This window comes from Kitasatospora sp. NPDC051984 (assembly GCF_044593455.1).
GTDB lineage: Bacteria > Actinomycetota > Actinomycetes > Streptomycetales > Streptomycetaceae > Kitasatospora.
Window position 1 is genome coordinate 263,756 of the sequence record NZ_JBIUCB010000005.1, and the last position, 17,770, is coordinate 281,525.

Genomic DNA, 17,770 nt, shown 5'->3' on the forward strand with positions numbered 1-17,770 from the left:
ATCAGAGAGTCAGGTGCTCCGGCCGGACCGGGATGCGGGTGAGGGCCTTCCCCGTGGCTTGTCGGATCGCCGCCACGATCGAGGGGGTGGCCGAGACGGTGGGGGCCTCGCCGACGCCGCGCAGCCCGTACGGGGCGTGCGGGTCGGGGAGTTCGAGGAGTTCCACCGGGATCGGCGGGGTGTCGAGGACGGTCGGGATCAGGTAGTCGGTGAACGAGGCGTTGCGGACCTTGCCGTCGGCGATCACGATCTCCTCCATCACGGCCAGACCCAGTGCCTGCGTGCAGCCGCCCTGGATCTGGCCGACCACGGCGAGCGGGTTGAGCGCCCGTCCGACGTCCTGAACGGCCGTCAACTCGACCACCTTGACCAGTCCGAGCTCCACGTCCACGTCCACCACGGCGCGGTTCGCGCAGAAGGAGTACTGGACGTGGCCGAAACCCTGCCCGGTCTCCGGGTGCAGCGGGACGGTCGGGCGGTGGCGGTGCACCCGGGTCTGTTCGACGGCCTCGTCGCCGAGCAGCTCGGCCAGCGAGGTCAGCACCCCGGCGGACGCGGAGACCACCCGGCCGCCGGCCAGCGTCAGGTCGCGGTGCGTCCAGCCGTGCCGGCGCCGGCCCCGGTCGAGCAGCACCTCGCGGACCGCCTCGGCGGCGAGCTTGACGGCGCCGCCCGTCATGTAGGTCTGCCGGGAGGCGGAGGTGGAGCCGGCCGAGCCGATCTCGGTGTTGGCGGGGTGGATGGTGACGTGCTCGACGCCCAGCTCGGTGCGGGCGATCTGGGCGTGCACGGTGACGCCGCCCTGCCCGACCTCGGCCGCCGCCGTGTGCACCATGGCGACCGGCTCGCCGCCGATCACCTCCAGCCGGACCCGGGCGGTGGAGTAGTCGTCGAAGCCCTCGGAGAAGCCGACGTTCTTGATCCCCACCGAGTAGCCGACGCCGCGCACGATGCCCTCGCCGTGCGAGGTGTTGGACAGCGCCCCCGGCAGGTTGCGCAGGTCGGACGGGTCGAGCGGCGGCGGCAGCGGCCGGTCCTTGGCCCGCCGGAGCAGTTCGGCGACCGGCGCGGGCGCGTCGATCTGCTGTCCGGTCGGCATCAGGTCGCCCTGCGCGACGGCGTTCAGCTGCCGCAGCTCCACCGGGTCCATGCCGAGCGCGGCCGCGAGCTTGTCCATCTGCGACTCGTAGCCGAACGCGGCCTGCACCGCGCCGAAGCCGCGCATCGCCCCGCACGGCGGGTTGTTGGAGTACAGCGCCAGGGCGTGCATCGCCACGTTCGGGATGACGTACGGGCCGTGGCCGAGCGAGGCGGCGTTGCCGGCCACGGCGGGGGAGGTGGAGGCGTACGCGCCGCCGTCCAGCACGATCCGGCAGTCCGCGAACACCAGCTTCCCGTCACGGGTGGCGCCGTGCTCGTAGCGCATCCGGGCCGGGTGGCGGTGCACGTGCCCGAAGAAGGACTCGTCGCGGGAGTACACGATCTTGACGGGCCGCCGGGTGTGCAGCGCCAGCAGGCAGGCGTGGATCTGCATCGACAGGTCCTCACGGCCGCCGAACGCGCCGCCCACCCCGGCCAGGGTGAGGCGGACCTTCTCCTCCGGCAGGGCCAGCACCGGCGCCATCTGCTGCCGGTCCACGTGCAGCCACTGGGTGGCGATGTACAGGTCCACGCCGCCGTCCTCGGCGGGCACGGCGAGGCCCGACTCGGGGCCGAGGAACGCCTGGTCCTGCATGCCGACCTCGTACTCGCCGGACACGATCACGTCCGCCAGCGCCCGTACCCCGTCGGTGACGCCCCGGCCCGCGACCAGGCGCTGCTCGTGGCAGAGGTTGCCGTGCGCGCGGGCCTTGTACTCGTGCGGCTCGTGCACGTAGCCGTGGTGCTGAGGGTCGAGGCACTGCTCCTCGGTGGTGATCGGGGTGAGCACCTCGTACTCGACGACGATCCGTTTCGCCGCCCGGCGGGCCGTCTCCGGGTGGTCGGCGGCGACCAGCGCGATCGGCTCGCCCTGGTAGCGGACCTTGTCGATCGCCAGGGCCGGCTGGTCGGCGATCTCCAGGCCGTAGAACTTGGCGCCCGGGATGTCCTCGTGGGTGAGTACCGCGTGCACCCCGGGGACGGCGAGGGCACCCGAGACGTCCACGGACAGGATGTCGGCGCGCGGGTGCGGGGAGCGCAGCGCGGTGCCCCACAGCATGTCCTCGTGCCACAGGTCGGAGGAGTAGGCGAACTCGCCCTTCACCTTCAGCGTGCCGTCGGGGCGCAGCGGGGACTGCCCGATGCCGTGTTCGGACGCCTGGCTGATCTTCTGCAGGTTCTTCTCGGCCTGGATCGGACGGGTCGTCATTCCCGGCCCCCCGCCCCGTCGATGCGGGCCGAGGCCAGCCGCACCGCGTCCATGATCTTCTCGTAGCCGGTGCAGCGGCACAGGTTGCCCGACAGCGCCTCGCGGATGTCGGCGTCGGACGGCCGCGGGTCCCGGGCCAGCAGCGCGTCGGTCTGCACCAGCAGCCCCGGCGTGCAGAAGCCGCACTGCACGGCGCCCGCGTCCAGGAACGCCTGCTGGACGGGGCCGAGTTCGCCGTCCGGGCCGGTCAGGCCCTCGACGGTGCGCACCTCGCGGCCCTGCACCTGGCCGGCCGCCACCAGGCAGGCGCAGACCGGGACTTCGTCCAGGTAGACGGTGCAGGAGCCGCACTCGCCCTGCTCGCAGGCGTTCTTCGAACCGGGCAGGCCGACCCGCTCGCGCAGCACGTACAGCAACGACTCGCCCTCCCACACGTCGTCGGCCTCCACCGGCCGCCCGTTCGCGGTGAACGTCACCCTCATGCCGCCCTCCCGGGCCGATAGTCGTTCCAACACCACGTCAGCGTGCGCCGGGCCAGCACGGCCAGCGCGTGGCGCCGGTACGCGGCGGTGCCCCGGACGTCGTCGATCGGGTCGGCGGCGGCCGCGACCAGCTCGCCGAAGCGCCGCACCACCCGCGGGGCCGGCGGGTCGCCGGACTCCCACGCCAGTTCGCCCGCCAGGTACGCCTCGGCGTCCGAGGCCCGGCGCGGGGTCGGCGCGGCCGAGCCGATGCCGGTGCCGACCGTGCGGTCCTTCGGGTGCAGGGCGAGACCGAACGCGCAGACCGCGATCACCATCGCGTTGCGGGTACCGACCTTGGAGAACTGCTGCGGGCCGTCGGCGACCGGGATCCGCACCGCGCGGATCAACTCGTCCGGCGCCAGGCAGTGCCGCTTCACCCCGACGTAGAACTCGTCGATCGGGATCAGCCGCACCCCGCGCACCGAGTGCGCCTCCACCCGCACGCCCCGCCCGGCGGCCAGCAGCGCCGGATGCGCGTCACCGGCCGGCGAGGCCGCGCCCAGGTTGCCGCCGACACTGCCCCGGTTGCGGATCTGCGGCGAACCCACCGTCCGCGACGCCAGCGCCAGCCCGGGCAGCGGGCCGGACAGTTCGTCGATGATCCGCGCGTACGGCACCGCCGCGCCGAGGCGCACCGACGCCCCGTCACTGCTCCACCGGCCCAGCTCGGTGATCCGGTTCAGGTCGAGGATCGCGGACGGCCGGCGCAGGTCGAAGTTCAGCTCGACCATGACGTCGGTGCCGCCCGAGATCGGCAGCGCGCCGGGGTGATCGGCCATCGCCGCGAGCGCCTCGTCCCAGGTCGCGGGTCGAAGGAACTCCATGCGGTGTCTCCTCTCTTCGTCGACGCGGCTCGTCGTCGACGCAGCGCCCCCGGCCGGTGCGGCCCGGCGGTGTGCAGGCCAGTGAACCGCCGTCACCGGCATGGTCGGCAGTCACCGATGGCATGAGCGCCGACGGTGACCTGCGGCGCTGTCCTGTACGTTCGTCCAATGTGGACGATCCTCCAGCCCACCCGGGTCACCCTGGGCCGTCCCCGCCCCGGAATCACCCCCACGATTCATTCGCAGCACCCGCAGCACCAGCCGCACCGTCACGAAGGGCCCCGTCCATGCGCGTCCGCGACCTGCTCGCCCCCGGCGCACCCCGGCTGCGCCTGCTCGCCGGCGAGGACGAACTCGACCGGCAGGTCACCGGCGTGATGACCACCGACCTGCAGGACCCCGGCCGGTTCCTGCACGGCGGCGAACTCGTCCTCACCGGCATGCTGTGGCGCACCGCCCCCGCCGACTCCGCGCGCTTCGTGCGCACCCTGGTGGCCGGCGGCGCCGCCGCGCTCGGCGCCGGCGAGGTGGAGGTCGGGCCCGTCCCCGCCGACCTGGTCGAGGCCTGCCGCCGGCACCGGCTGCCGCTGCTCGCCGTCCCCGACGACATCGCCTTCGGCACCGTCACCGAGTACGTCGGCCGGCACGTCTCCGCCGGCCGGGCCGCCGACCTCGCCGCCCTCGTCGACCGGCACCGGCTGCTGGTCTCCGCCGCCGACACGGGCGGCCTCGACGCCGTCCTCGACCTGCTCGGCGGCGACCTCGACCTCGACTGCTGGGTACTCACCCCCACCGGCCACGTCATCGCCGGATCCGCCGACCGCCTCACCCCCGCCGACCGCGACCGCCTCGCCCGCGCCCACCTCGCCGCCCAGCAGCGCGGCCACCACCCCCCGCACCGGGTCCGACTCGCCGACTGCACCTACTCGCTGCTGCCCGCCGCCGAACCCGCCACCGCCACCGCGCTCGCCGACTGGATCCTCGCCGTCGCCGGCGACCTCACCGAATGGCCCGCCAAACGCCGCCAGCTCGCCGAGAACCTGTGCCGCCTGGTCGCCACCGAACGCACCCGCCGCGACGAGAGCCGCCGGCTGCGCCGCCGGCTCGCCGACGAACTCCTCGACCTGCTGAGGCACGGCGCCGCCCCCGCCGAGACCGCCCGCGCCCTGCGCGCCTCCACCACCGACGGCGCGGGCCACCCGCACTGGCTGGTGCTGTCCGCCGACGCCACCGGACTGCCCGACGGCGCGCTGCGCCCGGTCCTCGAAGAGGCACTGCCCGGTACGGCCCTGGTCGCCGCCGTCGGCCGCAGCGGCGCGGTCGCCGTGCTGCCTGCCCCGAACGCCGCCGACGCCGCCGTCCCCGCCGACGCGGTGCGCGCGCTGCTGGCCCCGCTGGAGGCCGGGCTCGACGCCGACGGGCGGATCACCGTCGGCGTGTGCGCCCCCGCCGCCGAGTCCGACGGCCTGCGCGGCGCCCTGGAGGAGTCCCGGCACGCCCGCCGGATCGCCGCCTCCCGCCCCGGCCGGATCCGGGTCGCCGGCGCCGAGGAACTCGCCTCGCACGTCCTGCTGCTGGCCGCCGTCCCCGCCGAGGTCCGGCGCGCCTTCCGGGCCCGGCTGCTCGACCCCGTCACCGCCTACGACCAGGAACACCAGGCCGACCTGCTGCACACCCTGGCCGCGTTCCTGCGCTCCGACGGCTCCTGGACGCGCTGCGCCGCCCAGCTGCACGTGCACGTCAACACGCTGCGCTACCGGATCGGCCGGATCGAGGAACTCACCGGCCGCGACCTGTCCCGGCTGGAGGACCGGGTCGACTTCTACCTGGCGCTGGAACTCGCCTGACCAGGGCCTGTCCGGCCGATCTTGCCGGGCGCGCGACGCCGGACAGGCCCCGTCAGGCGGCGCTCCGGCGCCGGCCGCGCGGGCGGCGCGGGTACGGGAACAGCCGGGGCCTGCGCTTTGCCGCCAGGTCCTCGACCCAGCCGAGGGCCATCACCAGCACGGCGAGCAGCGGGATCGCCACCAGCAGGCTGAACCACTGGCTGGTCAGCAGCCACCTGAGGTGCTCGTAGAAGTAGTCGACGTTCCACAGCGGGTCGATCAGCGGGAAGGCCAGCACCAGTGCCGGCACGTGCCACAGGTAGACGGTGACGGCCCGCGAGTTGAGCAGGCTCACCAGGCCGTTCCAGCGCTCCAGCCGCGCGGGCCACTGCTCCCAGGACGGGCTGATGTGCAGCAGCAGCGCGACGAAGCCGAAGGACCACAGGGCCTGGGCGATCGGCCAGAGCTCGATGTCGGCGGGCTGGCTCGGATCGACCGGCCGGGTCTGCAGGTACCAGAACCCCGCCACCATGATCAGCGGTGCGATCGACGGCAGCACGTACTGCGGGATCCGCCGCAGCAGGCCCTCCTGGTGGGCCATGCCGAGGATCCAGCAGGAGCCGAACATCGCGAAGTCGTTGACGGTCTCCCAGACCCGGCCCCAGACGACGTCCTGGCCGGCGAAGAACGCGTTCATGACGATCACCAGCGCCAGCGGGGCGAACAGCGTCACCACCGGGAAGCGGCGCAGCGCCTTCAGCATCAGCGGCGACAGCAGCACGTACCAGAGGTAGGCCCGCAGGTACCACAGCGGCACCACCAGCTGGGAGGCCCAGCCGGTCTCCAGGTGCCCGCCGAAGCCGTGCAGCTCGGTCGCGTACGGGGGAGTGCTCAGCGGCAGCACCCAGAACGCCAGCTTCGCCCACCACCAGGTGGAGTGGCCGTCGGAGTCCGGGCCGCCGCCGTCGAGGACCTGGAGGGTGACCACGACGGCGCCGAACAGCCACATCGGCGGCAGCAGGCGGCGCAGCCGGCCGCGGATCACGCTCAGCGCGGGGCGGCTCAGCGAACGCGTCATCAGCGAGCCGGCCAGGGCGAACATCACGCCCATCGACGGGAACACCAGCGGCAGCCAGAACCATTCGAAGTGGTGGTAGAGCACCACGCGGACCAGCGCCATCGCGCGCAGCAGGTCGAGGTAGCGGTCGCGGCCGGCCTTGCGCACGGACGCGACGAGCGTGTCCGGGGCGGTGTCGGGGGCCTCGTCCCGGCGCAGCTGCGGGGGGATCCGCAGTCGGATGGTGTCGCTCATGGTCAGGCCTCCACGGGGACAGCGACCTCGCCGGTGCGCCGGAGCTTGTGCCAGCGCAGCCGGCCGCCGGTCAGCGCGGTGATCGTGGACTGCAGCAGGACGATGTACATCAGCTGCCGGTAGACCACCTGCTGCAGCGGCAGGCTGATCAGGTGCCAGGGCTTCTCGTGGTCGAGCCGGAAGGCGTACCAGGACAGCAGGCCCTGGAGCGCGATGAACCCGCCCCAGCTGGCCAGCGTGATCGGCGCGTCCGTGAACAGCACGCCGTACAGCAGGAACAGGTCCACGAGCGGCGCCAGCAGCGGGGCGACCACGCCGAACAGCACCACCATCGGCAGGCCGATCCGGCCGAAGCGGCCGGCCGGGCCGCGGGAGATCACGGCGCGGCGGTGCTTCCACATCGCCTGCATCGAGCCGTAGCTCCAGCGGTAGCGCTGCGACCAGAGCTGCTGGAGGCTCGCGGGCGCCTCGGTCCAGGCGCGGGCGCGCTCGGCGTAGACGACCCGCCAGCCGGCGCAGAGCACCGCGATGGTGATGTCGGTGTCCTCGGCGAGGGTGTCGTCGCTCATCCCGCCGACCTGCCGCAGCGCCTCCTTGCGGAACGCGCCGACCGCGCCGGGAATGGTCGGGATGACGTTCAGCACGTCGTACATCCGGCGGTCCAGGTTGTGGCCGAGGACGTACTCGATGTGCTGCCAGGCACCGATCAGGCTGTCCCGGTTGCCGACCTTCGCGTTGCCCGCGATCGCGCCGACCTTCGGATCGGCGAACGGCTGGACCAGCTCGCGCACCGTGGACGGCTCGAAGACGGTGTCGCCGTCCATCATCACCACGATGTCGTACGAGGCGGCCGCGATACCGGCGTTGAGGGCGCTGGGCTTGCCGCCGTTGACCTTGCGGATCAGCCGGACGAACGGCAGGTTCATCTCCTCGACGATGTCCGCGGTGCCGTCCGTGGAGCCGTCGTCGATCACGATCACTTCGATCGGATAGTCGCTGGCGGCCAGCGAGTTCAGGGTGTTGGCGATGCACTCGAGCTCGTTGTACGCCGGGACGAGCACGGTGACCGGCTCGGTGACGGGCGGCCCCCAGGCGTCCTTGCGCTTGGAGCGGCGGGCGTGCACCGGGGCGAGGACGATCATCAGCGCGAACCGGCCGAAGTTCAGGAAGCCGACCAGCGCCAGCAGCCCGACCAGCACCGGCAGGGTGTACACGGCGACCTGGGTGGCCCAGATGAAGCCCTTGCCCGCCCACAGCTGGAAGCCGTGCACCGGCACCATCGCGTTGGACGCGCCGAGCGCGTCGGAGATGGTGGTGAAGCGGTAGCCCTCGCCCTGGAGCTTGACGATGATCTGCTCCAGCGCGGCGACCGTCTCGGTGCGGTCACCACCCGCGTCGTGCAGCAGGATCAGCTCGCCCGCGCCGGGCGTGGCCGGCATCGCGGCCTTCACGATCTCGTCGACGCCCGGGCGCTTCCAGTCGTCGGTGTCGCGGTCGATGAACGCCGTCAGATAGCCGTGCGCGCCCACGTACTGGATGACCGGGTAGTTCCAGTCGTCCAGCGCGTTCGCCTCCGAGGAGTACGGCGGCCGGAACAGCGAACTGTGCACGCCCGCGACACCGGCCAGCGCCAGCTGGGTCTGCGCCAGCTCCCAGCCGATCCGGGAGTGCGACTGGTACACCAGGTCGGGGTGGGTGAAGGTGTGCAGGCCGATCTCGTGGCCGCCCGCGACGATCTGCCGGATCAGGTCCGGGTTGCGGGTGGTCATCGCGCCGGTCACGAAGAAGTCCGCGCGGACGTCGTGCGCCTTCAGCACGTCCAGGATCTTCGGCGTCCACTCCGGCGAGGGGCCGTCGTCGAAGCTCAGCACCACCGTCTTGTCGGGGATGCGGTAGCTGACCGGGTTCGCCTTCCTGTCGCCGCGCGCGTCGATCACCGGGCCGCCCTTGAGCAGGTTCTCCGGCACGGTGTCCTTGTCCACCGAGGTCGCGATCCGGGTGTCGTGGAACACCTCGTTGGTGGCGAGCCCGCGCAGCACCAGCAGCGCCAGCAGGCACGCCAGCAGGGACAGCGGCATGACGAAGCGCAGCGGCGGCGCGGCCAGTCGGCGCGGCCTCAGCAGGGAATGCCGGCGGCGCTGGTGGCGGGACAAAGGGCGCTCCTGGAGGTGCGGTGGTGCGAACGATCAGGGGTGCTTGGTCGCCCGGCCCGAAGGCGTCCCCCCGGCGGGGGGCTTCGAGGTGCCGGCCGAGTTCCCCGCCTTGGGCGGCGAGGTGGAGCGGGAGGGTGCTCCGGACGCCGGCGCCGAGGCCGACGACGAGGCCGAGGGCGACGGGCCGGCCGACGGCGATGCCGAGGGCGCCGCGGCCGCCGGCGCGGGCTGCGCGGGGATCTCCATCGGCGGGGCGTCCGCCTGCACGCCGATCAGGCTGCCGCCCATCGCGACCGCCAGCACCGCGCCCACCACCGAGACCGGCCAGCCGAGACCGCGCAGCAATCGCCCGCGCAGGCCCGACTCGTCGACGAACACCGGTTCGGGCAGCGCCTCTTCGGGCAGCGGCTCGTCGACATCCGGGCCCGGGGCGCCGGACGGTGCCGGGTACGCCGATCCGGGCTCGGAGGACGTCATGACAGGGCGCACCGTGCGAGGCCTTTCAGGGCAGGGAGGGCGAAGACCGCGGGAGCGTGACTCGAACGCTAGTGCACCGACCTGGGCCGACCTGCGACGAATTGGGCCTGATGTCCACTTTCGACGCGTTCCCGGTCAGGGTTGTGACCGGATCGAGACCCCTACCGACGCGTACATGTTTAACCCGTGCACAGACCGTTCGACCTCGGCGGATGCGGGCCGTCCCGGCGGCGGAGCGGCCTGTGAGCCCCCGTTAGGATGACCGCCTCCGACCGGTCGTCGATTTCCCGCGCAGAGGGGCGTGTCCCAACTACCGCCGCTGCGCCCCAAGGAGCCCGTGTGCGAGCCCGTGTACGCCAGTCCAACCGCCTGCCCCGCCGTCGCGCGTGGAGCGTGATCGCGCTGCCGACCCTGCTGTGCACGCTCGCCGCGTGCAACGGCGACCCGGCCGCCGGTGGGGATTCCGCCGCGAAGGGCCGGTCCGCCAGCGCATCGCCGACGCCGTCCGGGCCGCCGGGAACGATGTTCGACACCTTCCACTACACCGGGCCCGACGACCCCCAGTTCGCCGCGCACGGCTGGCAGGTCCGGGACGGCGGCGGCGGCCCCGGCATCAAGGACACCTGGTCCGCCTCCGGCGCCGCCTTCCCCGAGGACCCGACCGCCAAGGGCGGCCGGGCGCTGCAACTGCGCTCGACCACCGACGGCACCAAGCAGGGCACCAAGCAGGTCGAGGTGCAGAGCACCGCCACCAACCTGTTCCACGGCACTTTCGCGGCCCGGATCAACTTCGGCGAGAAGCCCTCCACCGGCCGCACCGGCGACCACGTCGTCCAGACCTTCTTCCCGATCTCACCCGCCGACGACTCGGCGAACTACAGCGAACTCGACTTCGAGTACCTGCCGAACGGCGGCTGGGGCGCGCCCGGCCCGAAGCTCGACACCACCAGCTGGTTCAAGGCCGACCCGCCGGACCGCGTCACCAAGGCCGCCAAGCAGCGCCTCGAGGGCTGGCACACCATGATGATCACCGCCATGGACGGGAAGGTCACCTACTTCCTGGACGGCAGGGAGATGTTCACCAGCTCCGACAAGTACGTCGCGCGCGAGAAGATGGACATCCACTTCAGCAACTGGTTCATCGACCTGCTGCCCTCGATCAGCGGCCAGCGCAGCTGGGACATGAAGGTCAACTGGTTCTACTACAAGGCCGACCAGGCGCTCTCCGCGGCGGAGGTCGAGCAGACCGTGGACGGCTTCTACGGCGCCGGCACCGAGTACGTCAACACCCTGCCGAAGAACTGACGTTGGGCATGCGAAGGGCCCGGCCGCCGGCCGGGCCCTTCGGTGTGCGGTGGGTCAGTGCTGCGCGGGGATGATCGTGGTCAGCCAGGTGAAGATGCCCGGGACCAGCGGCTTCCAGACGTCGCTGCTGTGCGCGCCCGTGGTCTCCTGGATGGTCACCGTGGTCGGGGCCTTGGCGGCCGCCTTCAGCGCCTCGCCGCCCTCCAGACCGTCGCCCTTGTTGCCGGTGACGTACAGCGCGGTCTTCGGCGGGGTCTTCGCGGACTTCAGGATGTTCAGCGGGTTGGAGATCTCCTTCAGGTGCGGGTCCTTCGCGGTCAGCGACTTGTCCTCCGCGCCCGGGTCGTTGTAGCCGGAGAGGCTGATGCCCGCGCGGTAGCGGTCCGGGTGCTCCAGCGACAGCTTGGTCGCGCAGTGCGCGCCCGCCGAGTAACCGGCCACCGCCCAGCGGTCGGAGGAGGGGTCGGCCCGGAAGTTGTCCAGCACCATCTGCGGGACGTCCTTGGACAGCCAGGTGTCGGCGTTGACCTTGCCCGGGACGTCCGCGCAGCCGGTGTCGGTGCTGTCGCCCAGCAGGTTGGTGCGCGGCGAGATCAGGATGAACGGGGCGACCTGTCCGCTCTGCATCATCGGCTTCAACTGCTCGGAGACCCGCAGGGTGCCGAACCAGGTCTTCGAGGAGCCCGGCCAGCCCGGCAGCAGCTCGACCACGGGGAAGGTCTTGTCCTTGTACGCCGGGTCGTTGTACTGCGGCGGCAGCCAGACCAGCACCTCGCCGTCGACGCCGGAGACCGCGCCCTTCAGGTCGGTGGTCTGCACGTCGTTCGGCACCTTCGGGTCACCGACCGGCTTGAACTGCTGGATCACCTTGGTGTGTTGCTTGTTGTCGCTGCTCCCGCTGCCGCCGCCCTCGTTGGCAGCCACGTTCGGCACCGAGCGCACGTGGCTGCCGGTGCCCAGCAGGTCGTCCCAACTGCCGTAGATCAGGTTGGCGTTGTTGACCATGACGAAGACGGTGAGCACGGCGGTGATCTGGCAGAACAGCAGCATCACGATCCGGGACAGCGCCTGGACCGGCTTCGGTCCGCGCACCCGGCTCCAGAGCAGCAGGGCCGCCGCAAGGGAGATCGGCACCAGGATGATCGTCAGAATAAGAAAAGGGGTGCCTGTTAGCTGCATCAGGTCTCTCGAATCGGGTCGTCCGGCCGTCCGGGGCACGGTCCCCCGGTTCGCACATCACACTTGTCAGACTGCGTCAAACACACGATCAGTTGCTGGCAACACCCGCAGAAACCTGAGAGGAACATCACGTTTTCGTGAGAATCCGCTGTGCGTTCGCGGCCTAGTCTGCCAGCTCGTTCGGACCCCTCCAGCACCAGCCCGCACGTTTTACCGAAACCAGGAGCATTCATTCCGTGACCAGTGCCAACGGCCCCGCCCGCCCCGCCCTGCCCAGCCTGCTGGGCCTCGGCCCGCGCGCCGAACGCCGCCGCCGCACCCTGCCCGCCGGAGTGCTGCGGCTGCCCACCATCGGCGTGGACATCGGCGGCACCAAGGTGGTCGCCGGAGTGGTCGACGGCGAGGGGCGGGTCCTGGAGCGGCTGCGCACCGAGACGCCCGACAAGAGCAAGAGCCCCAAGGTGGTCGAGGACGTCATCGTCGACCTGGTCCTGCAGCTCGCCGACAAGCACGACGTGCACGCCGTCGGCGTCGGCGCGGCCGGCTGGGTCGACTCCGAACGCTCCACCGTGCTGTTCGCCCCCCACCTGAACTGGCGCAACGAACCCCTCCAGCAGGCGCTCAGCTCCCGGCTGCGGTTCCCCGTGGTGGTCGAGAACGACGCCAACGCCGCCGCCTGGGCCGAGTGGCGCTTCGGCGCCGGCCGCGGCGAGGACCACATGGTGATGATCACCCTCGGCACCGGCATCGGCGGCGCACAGGTCCGCGACGGCTTCGTCGACCGGGGCAAGCACGGCATGGCCGGCGAGTTCGGCCACATGCAGGTGGTGCCCGGCGGACACCGCTGCCCCTGCGGCAACCGCGGCTGCTGGGAGCAGTACTCCTCCGGCAACGCGCTGGTCCGCGAGGCCCGCGAACTCGCCGCCGAGGAATCCCCGGTGGTCCAGCCTCTGCTCGCCCGGGCCGGTGGCAGCCCGCTCGGCATCACCGGACCGCTCGTCACCGAGGCCGCACGCGAAGGCGACCCGGTCGCCACCGAACTGCTCTACGAGGTCGGCCGCTGGCTCGGCGTCGGCATCGCCAACCTGGCCGCCGCGCTCGACCCCGGCCGCTTCGTCATCGGCGGCGGCGTCAGCGAAGCCGGCGACCTCCTCCTCGGCCCCGCCCAGGACGCCTTCCGCCGCACCCTCACCGGCCGCGGCTTCCGCCCCGAGGCGGAAATCGTCCACGCCGCCCTCGGCAACGAGGCCGGCCTGGTCGGCGCCGCCGACCTCGCCCGCCAGGTCGCCCGCCGCTTCCGCACCGTCAAGCGCCGCCGGGTGGAACGCGCCACCCGCTGACGCGGGGCCGGCCCGGTGGGGCGTGAGGGGCTGGGGGTGGCCCGGCCCTGCCTGCCCCCGCCGGGCCGGGTCACTCGTTGCTGAGGAGGACGGCGTAGTCGATCGTGCTGCCTTCGATGCTCACCTCGGTGCAGACGTCGCGGCGGTCGAGCAGATAGCCGTTCGGCTCGCACCGCTGCCGGGGCCGGAGCCGGTCGGCGGCCTCCGCGGTCGGCACGCCGGGTGGGCCCGACAACTGGAGCGTGCGCCAGCAGACGGCGCTGTGGCCGTTGCCGCAGCCTTCGTCGGTGTCGAGGACGGTGTAGCCGGGCGGCGGCTCCGGCACGGCCCTCGCGGGCGGGAGCCTCGCCTCGTGGAAGGCCAGCAGCGCCGCCAGCGGGGTCATGGTGAGGACGAGGGCCAGCTGGATCTAGTGCCGCAACAGGCAACCTTTGCCCCGTCGCGGCCCGATGCATCCCGCCTGGACGCACCGCCAAAGCACCCAAGTACACCCAGTACGAGGGCGCTTCGGCGGCACGCCCAGCCGGGCGCCTCGGGCCGCTCCTTGACGGGCAAAAGTTGCCTGCCGCGGCACTAAAAGGCGATGCCCACCGCGCGGGGCCAGCCGGCCGGACGCCCGGTGCGCGGGCCGGCGATCCGCCGGTCCAGCCGCAGGCCGATCAGGACGGCCAGTTCGGCGAGCGGCGTGTAGAGCAGGTAGAGCTCGGCCCCGCTCCGCAGACGCGGCAGGTCGAACGCCACCGCGAGTACCAGCGCCAGCCAGAGCGTCAACGCGGCGGCGACGGGTACCCGGAGCGGCGTGGGACGGGCGCGCAGCAGCCAGTGGACGAGCGGTAGCAGCGCGAACAACACCCCGACGACGGCCCACATCACGATCCCCACGACCCGAAACCCCTCCCAGCGGTGGACGGCGGCAGCCCGGGAAGCGGGACGCCCGGGCAGTGATCGCCGGTTCCAGCGCGAAGGGCCCTGCCGGCCGGTGGCGTGGTGCCGGCGCGGGCTACGACCCGGTGGCGCTGAGGTGGCGACAGCGGGCTTGTGGTGTGCGGCAGTTGGCCGAACGTGCCGTTGTCGGGGGCGTGGTGGGTGTGGGAGAACGGGAGACCGTCGCCGTCCCAGGGAGATCGTATGAGAACCCTCGCCCGTCTCGTCCCCGCACTCGCACTCGTCACCGGACTGCTCTGCACCGCCGCGCCCGCCCAGGCCGACCCGTCCGCCGCCGTCACCGGGAAGCAACCCGAGGCGGTGGGCTGGGGCGGGGCGGTCACCAGTGTGGACGCCGATGCCACCGCCGCCGGGCTGGAGGTGCTGCGGCGCGGGGGGAACGCGGTGGACGCCGCCGTGGCCACCGCGGCCGCGCTCGGGGTGACCGAGCCGTACTCGGCGGGCATCGGCGGGGGCGGGTACTTCGTGTACTACGACGCCCGGACCGGGAAGGTCACCACGCTGGACGGGCGGGAGACCGCGTCCCGGACGGCCGACAGTTCGCTGTTCCTGGAGAACGGGAAGCCGCTGGCCTTCGCCGACGCCGTCACCAGCGGCCTGTCCGTCGGCGTGCCCGGCACCGCCGCCACCTGGGAGCAGGCGCTGCGCCGCTGGGGCAGCCGGGATCTCGCCGAGGTGCTGAAACCGGCCGAGCGGATCGCCGACCGCGGCTTCACCGTCGACCAGACCTTCCAGGACCAGACCGCCCTCAACCAGGCCCGGTTCCAGGACTTCCCGGCCAGCCGCGCGCTGTTCCTGCCGAACGGGAAGCTGCCCGTCGTCGGCTCCACCCTGCGCAACCACGATCTCGCCGCCACCTACCGGGAGTTGGGACGCGGCGGCACCGCCGCCCTGTACCGCGGCCCGATCGGCGCGGACATCGTCCGCACCCTCCAGCACCCGCCCGTCGACCCCGCCTCCGGCCGCAACGCCCGCCCCGGCAAGGTCGACACCGCCGACCTGGCGGCCTACCAGGTCCGCCAGCAGGACCCGACGCACGTCAACTACCGCGGCCTGGACGTGTACGGCATCGCCCCGTCCTCCTCCGGCGGGACCACCGTCGGCGAGGCGCTGAACATCCTCGGCACCAGCAGCGTGCCCACGGCCGACTCCGTCCAGTACGACCACCGCTTCCTGGAGGCCAGCCGGATCGCGTTCGCCGACCGCAACCGCTGGGTCGGCGACCCGAACTTCGTCCAGGTGCCGACCCGTCAGCTGCTCGACCCGGCCTACGCCGCCTCCCGGGCCTGCCTGATCAACCCCCAGCACGCGCTCAGCAGCCCGCTCGCCCCCGGCGACCCGTACCACCCCGCCGCCTGCGCGAGCAGCGGACAACCGGTCGCCGAACCGTACGAGGGCCAGAGCACCACCCACCTGACCGTCGCCGACCGGTGGGGCAACGTCGTCGCCTACACGCTGACCATCGAACAGACCGGCGGCAGCGGGATCACCGTGCCGGGCCGGGGCTTCCTGCTCAACAACGAACTGACCGACTTCAACTTCACCCCGCTCACGCCCGGCGTCCCCGACCCCAACCTGCCCGGCCCCGCCAAGCGCCCGCGCTCCTCGATCTCCCCGACCATCGTGCTCAAGGACGGCAAGCCGTACCTGGCGGTCGGCTCGCCCGGCGGCGCGACCATCATCACCACCGTGCTCCAGGTCCTCACCGGGCGGATCGACCGCGGCCTGACGCTGGAACAGGCCATCGCCGCACCCCGGGCCAGCCAGCGCAACACCGCCGCCACCCAGGCCGAACCGGCCTTCCTCGCCACGCCCGAGGCGGCGAAACTCCAGGCCATGGGCCACGTCTTCAGCGCCACCCCCGAGATCGGCGCCGCCACCGGCATCGAACGCCTCCCCGACGGCCGCTGGCTGGCCGCCGCCGAACCCGTCCGCCGCGGCGGCGGCTCGGCCGCCGTGGTGCACCCCTCGCGGTAGGGCCTGCCCGGCCGGCCGATCCGACGCGGTGTCGGGTCGGGCAGGGCCTGTCCGGCCGGGCGCTGTCGGCGGCGGGCGGTATGTTCGGACGGGGTGCCCGGCCTGTCGTCGGGTGGCCCGTCCGTCCGTACCGCCGAGGGAAGGCCGCCGTGACCGTCCGCATCGCCACCTGGAACATCAACTCCGTCACCGCCCGGCTGCCCAAGCTGCTGGAGTGGCTGGAGTCCGCCAAGCCGGACGTGCTGTGCCTGCAGGAACTCAAGTGCACCATCGAGGCGTTCCCCGCCGAAGCGATCGGCGAGCTCGGCTACGAGAGCGCCGCGCACGGCACCGGCCGGTGGAACGGCGTCGCCGTGCTGTCCCGGATCGGCCTGGAGGACGTCGTCCGTGACCTGCCCGGCCAGCCCGGCTACCTCGCCGAGGACGCCATGCTCCCGGTGGTCGAGCCGCGCGCCGTCGGTGCGACCTGCGGCCCCGTCCGGGTCTGGTCGGTGTACGTGCCCAACGGCCGCGAGGTCGACCACGCGCACTACCGCTACAAGCTGGAGTGGCTGGCCGCGCTGCGCGACGCCGTCCGCGAGGACGCGGCGGGCGAGCGCCCGTTCGCCGTTCTCGGCGATTACAACATCGCCCCCACCGACGCGGACGTCTTCGACATCGCCGCCTTCGAGGGCCTCACCCACGTCACCGCCCCCGAGCGCGCCGCGCTGACGGCCCTCCAGGAGATCGGCCTCCAGGACGTCGTCCCCCGCCCGCTCAAGTACGACCACCCCTACACCTACTGGGACTACCGCCAGCTGGCCTTCCCGAAGAACCGCGGCATGCGGATCGACCTCACCTACGCCAACAAGCCGTTCGCGGACGCGGTTTCGGACAGCTACGTCGACCGCGAGGCCCGCAAGGGCAAGGGGACGTCGGACCACGCGCCGGTGGTCGTCGACCTGGACCTCTGAGCGCCGGTCAGAAGAACGAGGTGACGGCCGACAGGATGACGCTGCCCAGCAGCGGATTGGCGTTGACGTAGTCCAGCTCCGCCCAGGTGTACAGGGCGACGGCGAGCACGTGCAGCCGGTCGGGCTCCGTCGGCGCCCGGCCGTCGGAGCGGGCCACCGTCCGGCCGTCTTCCAGGAGTTCGGCGCGGATCACCCCCCGGCGGACGAAGCGCAGGGTCCGGTCGCCGGTGCGGAACTCCACGAAGCGGCCGGAGCGCAGCAGGTGGCGGCCGCGGGCGCGGATGTGCAGTTCGGCGCCGTCGAAGGTGCCGGCGACGCCGCGGCGCGCCAGTTCGGCGACGTGGAAGCCGGGCTGCCCGAACCCGGGCAGCTCGGCCAGCGGGCGGCCGTCGAGTTCCACCCGCCAGCGCTCGGTCTGGTCGCTGTACAGCCTCGAAGGCGTCCGGTGCAGCGCCAGTTCGCCGAGCCGCGTGGTGGCTGACGCTCCGTCCGGCCGCATCTTCGTGAACTCCACCGCTTCGTCCCTCTGTTCGTGAAACCCCAGGTCAAGGCTAGTGGGTGGAGATTCCTGCGTCAGTATTCTCTGAGTGTATAGACGTGGAGTA

15 protein-coding genes are annotated in these 17,770 nt (G+C 72.6%); 5 read left to right on the forward strand and 10 right to left on the reverse strand.

The window, feature by feature from the left end; translation table 11 throughout:
* Nucleotide 1 precedes the first annotated feature (1 nt).
* The 3 genes from pucD to ACIHEI_RS12700 are packed head-to-tail and all read right to left on the reverse strand — an operon-like array spanning nucleotide 2 to nucleotide 3,698.
* Nucleotides 2-2,350, reverse strand: a complete 2,349-nt coding sequence (pucD, locus tag ACIHEI_RS12690; protein ID WP_396606619.1) for a xanthine dehydrogenase subunit D — start codon at nucleotides 2,348-2,350, stop codon at nucleotides 2-4.
* Nucleotides 2,347-2,832, reverse strand: a complete 486-nt coding sequence (locus ACIHEI_RS12695; protein WP_396606620.1) for a (2Fe-2S)-binding protein — start codon at nucleotides 2,830-2,832, stop codon at nucleotides 2,347-2,349. The genes pucD and ACIHEI_RS12695 overlap by 4 nt, the downstream gene beginning before the upstream one ends.
* Nucleotides 2,829-3,698 carry an FAD binding domain-containing protein gene (locus ACIHEI_RS12700; protein ID WP_396606621.1) on the reverse strand — a complete coding sequence of 290 codons (870 nt, stop codon included), beginning with the start codon at nucleotides 3,696-3,698 and terminating at the stop codon, nucleotides 2,829-2,831. The genes ACIHEI_RS12695 and ACIHEI_RS12700 overlap by 4 nt, the downstream gene beginning before the upstream one ends.
* A 287-nt stretch (nucleotides 3,699-3,985) precedes the next feature.
* On the opposite strand from ACIHEI_RS12700, the gene ACIHEI_RS12705 reads away from it, so the two are divergent.
* A complete protein-coding gene (locus tag ACIHEI_RS12705; RefSeq protein ID WP_396606622.1) occupies nucleotides 3,986-5,545 on the forward strand; it encodes a PucR family transcriptional regulator in 1,560 nt (519 codons plus the stop codon).
* Between the two features lie 52 nt (nucleotides 5,546-5,597).
* Here ACIHEI_RS12705 and ACIHEI_RS12710 read toward each other — a convergent pair whose 3' ends face one another.
* From ACIHEI_RS12710 to ACIHEI_RS12720, 3 genes are all read right to left on the reverse strand, one after another.
* On the reverse strand, nucleotides 5,598-6,836 hold the full coding sequence (locus tag ACIHEI_RS12710) for an acyltransferase (RefSeq protein WP_396606623.1): 1,239 nt from the start codon (nucleotides 6,834-6,836) through the stop codon (nucleotides 5,598-5,600).
* Between the two features lie 2 nt (nucleotides 6,837-6,838).
* Nucleotides 6,839-8,926 (reverse strand): bifunctional polysaccharide deacetylase/glycosyltransferase family 2 protein, encoded by a 2,088-nt coding sequence (locus ACIHEI_RS12715; protein WP_392945454.1) that lies wholly within the window; start codon nucleotides 8,924-8,926, stop codon nucleotides 6,839-6,841.
* A gap of 96 nt (nucleotides 8,927-9,022) precedes the next feature.
* Nucleotides 9,023-9,466, reverse strand: coding sequence for a hypothetical protein (locus tag ACIHEI_RS12720; RefSeq protein ID WP_396606624.1), 444 nt, complete (start codon nucleotides 9,464-9,466; stop codon nucleotides 9,023-9,025).
* 339 nt (nucleotides 9,467-9,805) lie between these two features.
* On the opposite strand from ACIHEI_RS12720, the gene ACIHEI_RS12725 reads away from it, so the two are divergent.
* A complete protein-coding gene (locus ACIHEI_RS12725; RefSeq protein ID WP_396606625.1) occupies nucleotides 9,806-10,771 on the forward strand; it encodes a glycoside hydrolase family 16 protein in 966 nt (321 codons plus the stop codon).
* A 54-nt stretch (nucleotides 10,772-10,825) separates the two neighbouring features.
* On the opposite strand, the gene ACIHEI_RS12730 is transcribed toward ACIHEI_RS12725, so the two are convergent.
* Complete coding sequence (locus ACIHEI_RS12730; protein ID WP_396606626.1) at nucleotides 10,826-11,905, reverse strand: alpha/beta hydrolase; 1,080 nt, start codon at nucleotides 11,903-11,905, stop codon at nucleotides 10,826-10,828.
* A 323-nt stretch (nucleotides 11,906-12,228) separates the two neighbouring features.
* Between ACIHEI_RS12730 and ACIHEI_RS12735 the strand changes: the two genes are divergently transcribed.
* Nucleotides 12,229-13,290: an ROK family glucokinase gene (locus tag ACIHEI_RS12735; protein WP_387636799.1), complete on the forward strand. Its 1,062-nt coding sequence runs from the start codon at nucleotides 12,229-12,231 to the stop codon at nucleotides 13,288-13,290.
* Nucleotides 13,291-13,360: 70 nt separating this feature from the next.
* On the opposite strand, the gene ACIHEI_RS12740 is transcribed toward ACIHEI_RS12735, so the two are convergent.
* Entirely contained in the window at nucleotides 13,361-13,675 is a 315-nt protein-coding gene (locus tag ACIHEI_RS12740; RefSeq protein ID WP_396606627.1) for a hypothetical protein, read from the reverse strand.
* A gap of 188 nt (nucleotides 13,676-13,863) precedes the next feature.
* Nucleotides 13,864-14,172: a hypothetical protein gene (locus tag ACIHEI_RS12745; RefSeq protein WP_396606628.1), complete on the reverse strand. Its 309-nt coding sequence runs from the start codon at nucleotides 14,170-14,172 to the stop codon at nucleotides 13,864-13,866.
* A 246-nt stretch (nucleotides 14,173-14,418) separates the two neighbouring features.
* Here ACIHEI_RS12745 and ggt point away from each other — a divergent pair, with 246 nt between their 5' ends.
* Together ggt and ACIHEI_RS12755 are read left to right on the forward strand one after the other, a co-directional pair.
* Nucleotides 14,419-16,212, forward strand: coding sequence for a gamma-glutamyltransferase (gene ggt / locus ACIHEI_RS12750; protein ID WP_396606629.1), 1,794 nt, complete (start codon nucleotides 14,419-14,421; stop codon nucleotides 16,210-16,212).
* Between the two features lie 149 nt (nucleotides 16,213-16,361).
* Nucleotides 16,362-17,165: an exodeoxyribonuclease III gene (locus tag ACIHEI_RS12755; protein ID WP_396606630.1), complete on the forward strand. Its 804-nt coding sequence runs from the start codon at nucleotides 16,362-16,364 to the stop codon at nucleotides 17,163-17,165.
* 7 nt (nucleotides 17,166-17,172) lie between these two features.
* Here the strand turns inward: ACIHEI_RS12755 and ACIHEI_RS12760 are convergent, their stop codons facing one another.
* Entirely contained in the window at nucleotides 17,173-17,679 is a 507-nt protein-coding gene (locus ACIHEI_RS12760) for a hypothetical protein (protein ID WP_396606631.1), read from the reverse strand.
* Between the last annotated feature and the right edge of the window lie 91 nt (nucleotides 17,680-17,770).